General features: G+C 70.6%; 8 protein-coding genes. 3 read left to right on the plus strand and 5 right to left on the minus strand.

The genetic code is table 11. From position 1 onward, the window contains the following. Positions 1-262: 262 nt before the first annotated feature. Both AB0M88_RS30435 and AB0M88_RS30440 read right to left on the minus strand, forming a co-directional pair. Positions 263-604: a GNAT family N-acetyltransferase gene (locus AB0M88_RS30435; RefSeq protein ID WP_364108265.1), complete on the minus strand. Its 342-nt coding sequence runs from the start codon at positions 602-604 to the stop codon at positions 263-265. A gap of 84 nt (positions 605-688) precedes the next feature. Continuing rightward, a complete protein-coding gene (locus tag AB0M88_RS30440; RefSeq protein WP_364108267.1) occupies positions 689-1,039 on the minus strand; it encodes a hypothetical protein in 351 nt (116 codons plus the stop codon). A gap of 64 nt (positions 1,040-1,103) precedes the next feature. Here AB0M88_RS30440 and AB0M88_RS30445 point away from each other — a divergent pair, with 64 nt between their 5' ends. Next, positions 1,104-2,108 carry a WYL domain-containing protein gene (locus AB0M88_RS30445; RefSeq protein ID WP_364108269.1) on the plus strand — a complete coding sequence of 335 codons (1,005 nt, stop codon included), beginning with the start codon at positions 1,104-1,106 and terminating at the stop codon, positions 2,106-2,108. 148 nt (positions 2,109-2,256) lie between these two features. Here the strand turns inward: AB0M88_RS30445 and AB0M88_RS30450 are convergent, their stop codons facing one another. Beyond that, positions 2,257-3,105 carry an HAD family acid phosphatase gene (locus AB0M88_RS30450; protein WP_364108270.1) on the minus strand — a complete coding sequence of 283 codons (849 nt, stop codon included), beginning with the start codon at positions 3,103-3,105 and terminating at the stop codon, positions 2,257-2,259. A 20-nt stretch (positions 3,106-3,125) separates the two neighbouring features. Beyond that, positions 3,126-6,164 (minus strand): EAL domain-containing protein, encoded by a 3,039-nt coding sequence (locus AB0M88_RS30455; protein WP_364108272.1) that lies wholly within the window; start codon positions 6,162-6,164, stop codon positions 3,126-3,128. 56 nt (positions 6,165-6,220) lie between these two features. Here AB0M88_RS30455 and AB0M88_RS30460 point away from each other — a divergent pair, with 56 nt between their 5' ends. Both AB0M88_RS30460 and AB0M88_RS30465 read left to right on the plus strand, forming a co-directional pair. Beyond that, positions 6,221-6,856, plus strand: a complete 636-nt coding sequence (locus AB0M88_RS30460) for a 50S ribosomal protein L11 methyltransferase (protein ID WP_364108274.1) — start codon at positions 6,221-6,223, stop codon at positions 6,854-6,856. 17 nt (positions 6,857-6,873) lie between these two features. Beyond that, positions 6,874-7,254 (plus strand): ATP-binding protein, encoded by a 381-nt coding sequence (locus tag AB0M88_RS30465; protein ID WP_364108276.1) that lies wholly within the window; start codon positions 6,874-6,876, stop codon positions 7,252-7,254. Positions 7,255-7,318: 64 nt separating this feature from the next. Here the strand turns inward: AB0M88_RS30465 and AB0M88_RS30470 are convergent, their stop codons facing one another. Then, positions 7,319-7,663, minus strand: a complete 345-nt coding sequence (locus tag AB0M88_RS30470) for an Lsr2 family protein (protein WP_364108278.1) — start codon at positions 7,661-7,663, stop codon at positions 7,319-7,321. Between the last annotated feature and the right edge of the window lie 316 nt (positions 7,664-7,979).

The raw sequence follows: 7,979 nt of genomic DNA on the forward strand, positions 1-7,979 counted from the left end.
AGGTACTGACGACCATCCGCCACGAGCAAATGGGCCAGGCTGACGGCCCACGTCGCCACCGTCGATCAGGTAGTCGACCAGGCTCGCGAGAGCGGATCCGTCCCGGCGTCGCTGTGGGACACCGTCGCGGGCAGGAAGATCGTCTTCGACGCGTACGCCCTCTTGTCGTCCGTCCAGGCATGGATCGGATATCACGCGCTCCACGCCGAACGCGACGAGCTCCAGCGGCGGCGCCCGGCCTCCATCGAGCCGCCGGACACCGCTACGACCGGCGCTCCATGGTGAGCCCCTCACCGTCGGCGCCCACGTGCTGAAACCCGGCCTTCTCCCACGCCCGTATCGCGCGCCGGTTGTCCGCCGCGGGATCGACAGTCACCCGTGACCACTTCAGGTCGCCCAGGAGGTGATCGGCCAGGGCCCGGGCGGCATCGGGTCCATAGCCGCGTCCGCGGGCCTGCGGAGCGAGGATGAGATCGATGCCGCCCTCGGTCTGGTTCGCATGCCAGTACTGGGCATAGCCGACCGGTGCGTCACCGGCCAGGACAACGAACGACTCGACATCCGGCCGCACGAGCCGGCCTGCAATGGGGTCCCGCTCGATCACCGCGAGATCTCACCACGTGATCCCGCAATGTCTCAAGGTCGAGGCTCGCTCGGCCGCCCGGGGACAAAGATCGTGTTGATTAGGTCAGGTCAGGTTGTACTGGTAGTCGAGGCGGACGCGGCCCTCGTGGTCGAGGAGCAGGAGGATCTCGCCGCGCCAGGTGGCTTCGCCGGTCGCGGTGGTGATCATGTCTACGGTGAAGAGGACGCTGTCGTGGTGGGCGTGAACGGGGCCGGCCGGGATGAAGTGGTTCTGGCCGTCGGCCACCAGCTGCCGGTAGGCGTCGGTGACTCGCTGGTAGAGGTCTTCGTAGCGGTTCTCGGGGGTGTACTGGACGGCGCCCGGTGCCCAGATCTCGGCTACCTCGGCGCGGCGTTCGTCGTCCGAGGTGAGGTTCCAGACGCGGACGTAGCGGTCGACAAGCTCTTTGGTCATGCCGGGACGGTAGAACCGGTTCCCTGACAACCGGTGGCAGTGAAGATGCGCGACACTCGAGGGCATGCCCGCCAGCCGGCTGATCTCGATCCTCCTGCTGCTCCAGGTGCGCGGCCGGATGAGTGCCGACGAGCTGGCCGAGGCGCTGGAGGTGTCGCCGCGCACGATCTACCGGGACGTGGAGGCGCTCGGGGCGGCCGGGATCCCGGTCTACGGCGAGGCCGGTCACGGCGGCGGCTACCGGCTGCTCGACGGCTTCCGCACGCGGCTGACCGGCCTGACCGCGGGCGAGGCCGGGTCGCTGGGGCTGGCCGCGCTGCCCCGGGCGGCCGCCGACCTCGGGCTGGAGCCGGAGGCCCGGGCGGCCTGGATCAAAATGGTGGCCGCGCTGCCGCCGCCCCTGCGCCAAGCCGCGGCCGAGTTCGACGACCGGTTCTACGTCGACGTGCCGGCCTGGTATCACGAGGCGGCCCGCACCCCGGCCCTCGCCGCCACGGCCGACGCGATCCGGCGGAGCCGGGTCATCCGGATCCGCTATCTGCGCTGGGCGCAGCCGCACGAGGTGACCCGCACGGTGCGGCCGCACGGCCTGGTGCTCAAGGCGGGCCACTGGTATCTGGTCGCCCAGCACCGGGCCGGGATGCGAACCTACCGGGTCGACCGCATCCGGCACCTGGTCGTGTCGGAGGAGAGCTTCGCCCGGGCCGCCGGGTTCCGGCTGGCCGCTTACTGGGACGTCTACCTGACCGACCTGGCCGAACGCCGCCACACCGGCACGGCGACGCTCCACATCGGGCGGTCGGCGTTCGGGTTGCTGCCCTACACCGCCGATCCGGCCGTGGCCGAGGCCGCCCGCCGCACCGCTACAGCGTTGCCCGACCCGGACCGCCTCGAGGTCGTCATCCCGACCGAGTCGCTCGACCACGCGGCCGCCGAGATCCTCCGCCTGGGCACCGACGTCGAGGTGGTGGCGCCGCCCGAGTTGCGGGACCGGGTGGCGGCGGTGATCCGGAGCCTGGCCGCTCGATATGCCGTCGGACGCCCCGGAGATGTGATGATCGAGGAATGACGACAAGCAGCCGGGATGCGACGCGGCCTGACGCCGGGCCGGCGCGGGCCTACGGCCCGGTGTTGCCGTCAGATCTGACCGACGGGCCGGGTTCGGATGGACGGCGCGTACGAAAAAGCGGACCGCCCGGCCGGCGGTCCGCTTTCTCTCAGGGCAGGAAGTAGTTCGGGTTGGGCAGTTTGAAGGTCTTGTCGGCGAAGCCGCCCTTGAGGTCGCTGAACTGGTCGCCGAAGTTGCCGACGATGTCGTAGCCCAGGGATTCGATGTGGGCGCGGGTGGCCGACTTGTAGTGAATTGTCGTGCACTTGCCGCCGGGGTCGGCGGCGCAGGCCTGCTTGAGGTAGTCGGGGTAGGCGGTGACGTCGGGCTTGGTGAAAAGGCCGTCCTCGCCGTCACGCAGCGTCGTGGGCTTGGGGTAGCCGGCGTCGACGCCGATCTGGTCGGCGGTGAGGTTGCCGAGGGTGGCCTGCTCCTGGGAAGTCGGGCGGCCGGTCAGGTAGAAGATCGCGTAGCCCTCGCGCTCGGCGGACGTGACCATCGAGACCATGCCGGGTACGGCCGGGAAGCGCTGGTTGAGCACGTAGTCGGCGTTGGTCGTCGGGTTGAACGCCCAGTTGCTGAAGACCTCGTAGTTCCAGGTCGCCAGCGTGGTGTCGTCGACGTCGAGGATGATCGCCTTGGTCTTGTGCCGGGCCGGGTGGGCGTGCGCAAGGTAGTGAGCGCCGTCGGAGGCCGCCGAACGGGCCTCGCGGGCATAGTTGCTGTCGTCGCCGAACTGGCCGGTGCCGAGCGCGTCGCCGTAGTAGTTGCGCAGCTGCTGGCGCAACACGTCGATGTTGGTGACGTCCTTCTCGGACCGCGGGGTGATGGTCTTGATCGCCGGCTGCAGGGTGGTCGCCGATGACGCCGCGTAACCGACGCCGGCGCCGCCGAGCGCGGCCACCGCGAGAGCGGCGACCGCGGTGATGCCGAGCCGCCGGGTAATGGTGAATGTCATTCCAGTGAACTTAGTGGAAACTAAGCCGCCAGCAAGCTGGTCATCTGGCCGATGGCCGCGGTCCCGTCGACCGGGCTCGAGAAGAGGAAGCCCTGGCCGAGCGGGCAGCCGAGCCGGGCCAGCAGGTCGCGGTGTTCCGGGTCCTCGATGCCCTCGGCGATCACCGTGAGCCCCTGCGACTGGGCCAGGCTGATGATGCCGTCGACCAGCGCCAGCTGCTGTTCGCTCTCGACCATGCCGTCGATGAACATCTTGTCGATCTTCACCACGTCGATCGGGCGCTGCCGCAGGTAGCCGAGCGACGAGTAGCCGGTGCCGAAGTCGTCGATCGCCACCCGTACGCCGTGCTCGCGCAGCGCCGCCAGGTCCTGCCAGATCGTCTCGTGGTCGCCGACCAGCAGCGTCTCGGTGATCTCCAGCATGAGCGCGTGCGGGGGCACCCCGGCGTACTCGAGGGACTGCAGCACCTGGTCGACGAAGCCGGACTCGCGGAACTGGCGGACCGAGACGTTGACGCTCACGTACGGCTGGCGCACCCGGGGCAGCACCCGCCGCCACTGGGCGACCGTGTGCAGGGCCTGGTCGAGCACCCACCGGCCGATCGGCACGATGAGCCCGCTCTCCTCGGCCACTTCAATGAACGAAGCCGGCGCGATCACGCCCTGGGACGGGTGCTGCCAGCGGACCAGCGCCTCGAATCCGACCGGCTCGTCGTTGGTGAGGTCGACGATCGGCTGGTACTGGAGCAGGAAGTGGCCCTCGTTGACCGCGTGGTCGAGTGCCGACCGCAGTTCCAGCCGCTGCACCATCGCGTCGTGCAGGTGCTTCTGGTAGCGGCGCCACTGGTTCTTGCCGGCGCCCTTGGCGACGTACAGCGCGAGGTCGGCCTGGCGGAGCAGCTCGTCGGCGGTGTCGGCCTCGGGGGTGGTGGTGATGCCGATGCTGGCCACGGCGTACAGGGTCTGGCCGCCGTCGGCCGGGACCGGTTCGCCCAGCGCGGTGAGGATGCGCTGGGCGGTGTCCTCGACCGCGTTCGGGTCCCAGACGTTCTCGATCAGGCAGGCGAACTCGTCGCCGCCGAGACGGGCCGCGGTGTCGTCGGCCCGCAGGGCGCCGCTGATCCGCTCGGCGACCGCGATCAGCAGCTGGTCGCCGACCGCGTGGCCGAGCGTGTCGTTGACGATCTTGAAGTCGTCGAGGTCGATGAAGAGCACGCCGACGACCGAGCCGTCCCGGGCCGCGCGGGCCAGGGCGTGCTGGAGCCGGTCGGCGAACAGCACCCGGTTGGCCAGGCCGGTCAGCCCGTCGTGGAACGCCTGGTGGGTGAGCTCGCGCTCGAGGCGGCGGCGCTCGGTGACGTCTCTGAGGGTGATGACCAGCCCGGCGACCGTGCGGTCGGCTCTCAGGTCGCGGCAGTCCATTTCCAGGAGCAGATCTTTGATCGCCCGGAAGTCCTCTCTCGGGACGGATGCGCCGGCGCGCACGGCCGACAGAACGGACATCAGGCGTTGGTGATCTTCCGTCGCGATCACCTGCGTCAAGCCGAAATTGGTCGGGTCGGCGCCGAACACCGCACGGGCCGACGGCGACGCGTAACGGATCCGGTCGGCCTCGTCGACGATCAGAATGACGTCCGACGTATTTTGCACTAATGTCCGGAAATAGACCTCGCTGTTGCGCCGGACCACCTCCTGGTTGAGGCCGATCCGCTCGATCGCCAGCGCGGCCTGCCCGGCCAGCACCTCGATCGAGCGCTGCAACCCGGGCAGCGCCCAGGTCGGGGCGCCCACGTGCAGCACACCGACCAGAGGGTCGCCGGTCGGACGGTCGCGGAGCACCAGCGGGCAGCGCAGGGCCATGTGGAAGTGGGTCAGGCGTACGCCGACCGCCCAGTCGATGTCGCGGGTCGGCACCAGCCGGGCGGCGGTACCGGCCTGCCGGTCCGCGGCCGCCTGAGCGGCCGCGTCGCCCGAGGGCGGTTCGGCGATGGCCAGCCCGAGCACCACGCCGTGCGGCACGTCGGCCGGCAGCAGGTCGTCGACGGCGGTGCGCACCGCCACGATGACCTGCTCGGCGTCGGACGCCGAGACCAGCGCGGCGGACGCCTGGCGCAGGGCCCGCTCGCGGGCCAGGGCCAGGCGGTGGCTGCTCATGATGTCGGCCATCCGCACCAGCACGAGCAGGAAGGTCACCGCGCTGAGCGCGGCCACGATCGTGCGCGACGGCTCGCTGTACATCTTCGCCAGCAGGATCGCCGGCGCGATCATCGAGGCGCACCCGAGCAGCACCAGCCGGGCCCGGCTGGTCTCGATCGGCGGGGCGGGCATCGGCCGGCTGAGCTCGTTCATCGACGGGTGCAGGGCGGCCAGGCCGGCCGCGGCGTAGAGCGCGAGACGCCCCAGACCGGCCAGCGCGAGGGTGCCGCCGTTGAGCAGCATGAGCTCGTAGCCGACGTCGCCGATCAGCATGGCGACCAGGCCGGCGCCGAGCAGCCCGGCCGAGGCGGGCTTGCGCCCGGCCGCGGTCAGCAGCCGGGTGAGCACGCCCAGGCAGAGCAGGTCGCCGACCGGGAAGGCGATCGCGGCCAGCATGCTGCCGTGCAGGGTGCCGCCGTCCTGCAGGCGCGGCCCGAGCACGAAGGTCCAGGCGAGCAGGGTGACGCCGGAGGTCACCGTGAGGGCGTCGAGCAGGGCGGCCCGGTCGCGGGCCCCTCCCGTACGCCGCCGGATGAAGATCAGCAGGACCGCGGCCAGCAGCCCGTACGCCGCGATGATCAGGACCGTCCCGAACACTCCCAGCTCGGGCACCGGGCCGGTCGCCCAGTCGGGTGCGCCGAACGCGGCGGTGCCGAGCGCCGACAGCACGACCGCCACCATCAGCAGGTGCCAGCCGATCCGGTCGTGGGGCCGGTTGCGGCGGAGGCCGGCCGCGATCGCCGCCGCGGCCGAGACCCCGGCGGCTATCCGCACCGGGACGTGCGCCGCGGGCATCAGGAGGAACAGCAGTCCGAGCAGGCACATCCAGCCGCCGAAGGCGATCGGGGCCTTACGCGTCGGCATGACGCTCCCATCGGCCCGCGGGCGGCGCAACTGAGTGAAACGGGCACAATCGGGAGGTGCTTCTGGAGTTCGTCCGTACCCACACCGTGCCCGAGCCGGTCCCGTTCGTCCCCGAGATCACCCTGTGGCAGGCCGACGAGCCGATCGCCCTGTGGGAACAGACCGAGGCGGCGGGGGTCGAGCAGCCGCCGCCGTTCTGGGCGTTCGCCTGGGCCGGCGGGCAGGCGCTGGCCCGTTACGTCCTCGACCATCCCGACCTGGTGTCCGGGCGCAGCGTGCTCGACCTGGCGACCGGCTCGGGCCTGGTCGCGGTGGCGGCCGCCCTCCGGGGGGCCGCACCGGTGACGGCGAACGACATCGACCCGCTGTCGCTGGCCGCGGCGGCGATGAACGCCGAGCTCAATGCCGTACGCGTGGAGACCGTCGAGGCCGATCTGCTCGACGCCGCGCCGGACGCCTTCCGGGTGATCCTGGCCGGCGACGTCTTCTACAGCCGTGAGATGGCCGGCCGGGTGCTGCCGTTCCTGCGCCGGGCGACCGACGCCGGCTGCCTGGTGCTGGTCGGTGACCCGGGCCGGGCCTATCTGCCGTCCGAGGGGCTGGTCGAGCGGGCGACGTACGACATCCCGGTGGTCGAATCGCTGGAGAGCGTGCCGATCCGCCGCACCACGGTCTGGCAGGTTCTCGGCTGATCCCGGATGATCACCGGGTGGAACTGTTGCGTCTGGCCTTCGCGAACGACGAACCGGCGGCCCCGGTGCGCCGGAAGGCCCAGGCGGTTCTCGCCGGCTCGGCCATTCTTGCCGGCTCCGCGGCCGACGTCGTCGACGACGTGCTCGTGGTGATCTCGGAGCTGGTCGAGAACGTCACCCGGCACACCCGTGGCGGCGGCGAGCTGCGGCTGGCCCGCGAGGACGAGGTGATCGTGGTCGAGGTGCGCGACGGCGACGCCACCGAGCCGCGGCTGCTGCCGCCGGACGACCGCCGGATCGGCGGGCGGGGGCTGCTCGTGGTGGCCGGGATGGCCCGGCGCTGGGGCGTACGCCGGGAGGAGACCGGCAAGACGGTCTGGGCCGAGATCGGCTGTTGATTAGTTAGCCGAATGCGGCGCCACCGTTACCGATGGCACCGCATTTCGTGACGCTGCGGTGAACCTATCGGCGGGCGTGGTACGCCTCGACGATGTGGCTCGGGATGCGACCGCGCTCGGACACCGGGTGACCGTTCTTGTTGGCCCACTCGCGAATAGCCTGATTTTCATCGCGGCTGGCGCGGCCGCCGGCGCTCGCACCGTTACGCCGGACCGGCGATGGCACGCTGGTGCGGCCGACCCGGGTGGCCGAGTTGAGGAATGGGTCGAGCGCCTTACGCAGCTTGCCGGCATTTTTCTCGGAGAGGTCGATCGTGTAGTTCACACCGTCGAGTCCGAACTCGACGGTGCGGTCGGCCTCCCCGCCGTCGAGGTCGTCGGTCAGAAGGGTAATTACCTGCTTGGCCATGGTGTGCCTGCTCCTACAGCGATGTCATTTTACTGACGACTATGCGTCCGCGGCGGGGCCGCGAATCTCGATACCGCATTCATTCTGTCGCCGACAAGTTCCCAGTGCAAATTGCGCTTCCGCATGTCGCAATTGAGCTTTCCTTCCGGGTGGCTCTTGCGGGTGGCGCACGCGGACCGAGTTCACACACTTTTCAAGACCGTCAATGTCCTGTAACGTGTCGTGGGAGGGGGCCCACCGCACACCCCCCACTCCCCTGGGGTACCGAATACGAAGTGCCCACCCCGCCATGGCGGCGGCCGCTCACCGGGCCCGC

The sequence above is a fragment of the Actinoplanes sp. NPDC051411 genome (genome assembly GCF_040682075.1).
Taxonomy (GTDB): Bacteria; Actinomycetota; Actinomycetes; order Mycobacteriales; family Micromonosporaceae; genus Actinoplanes.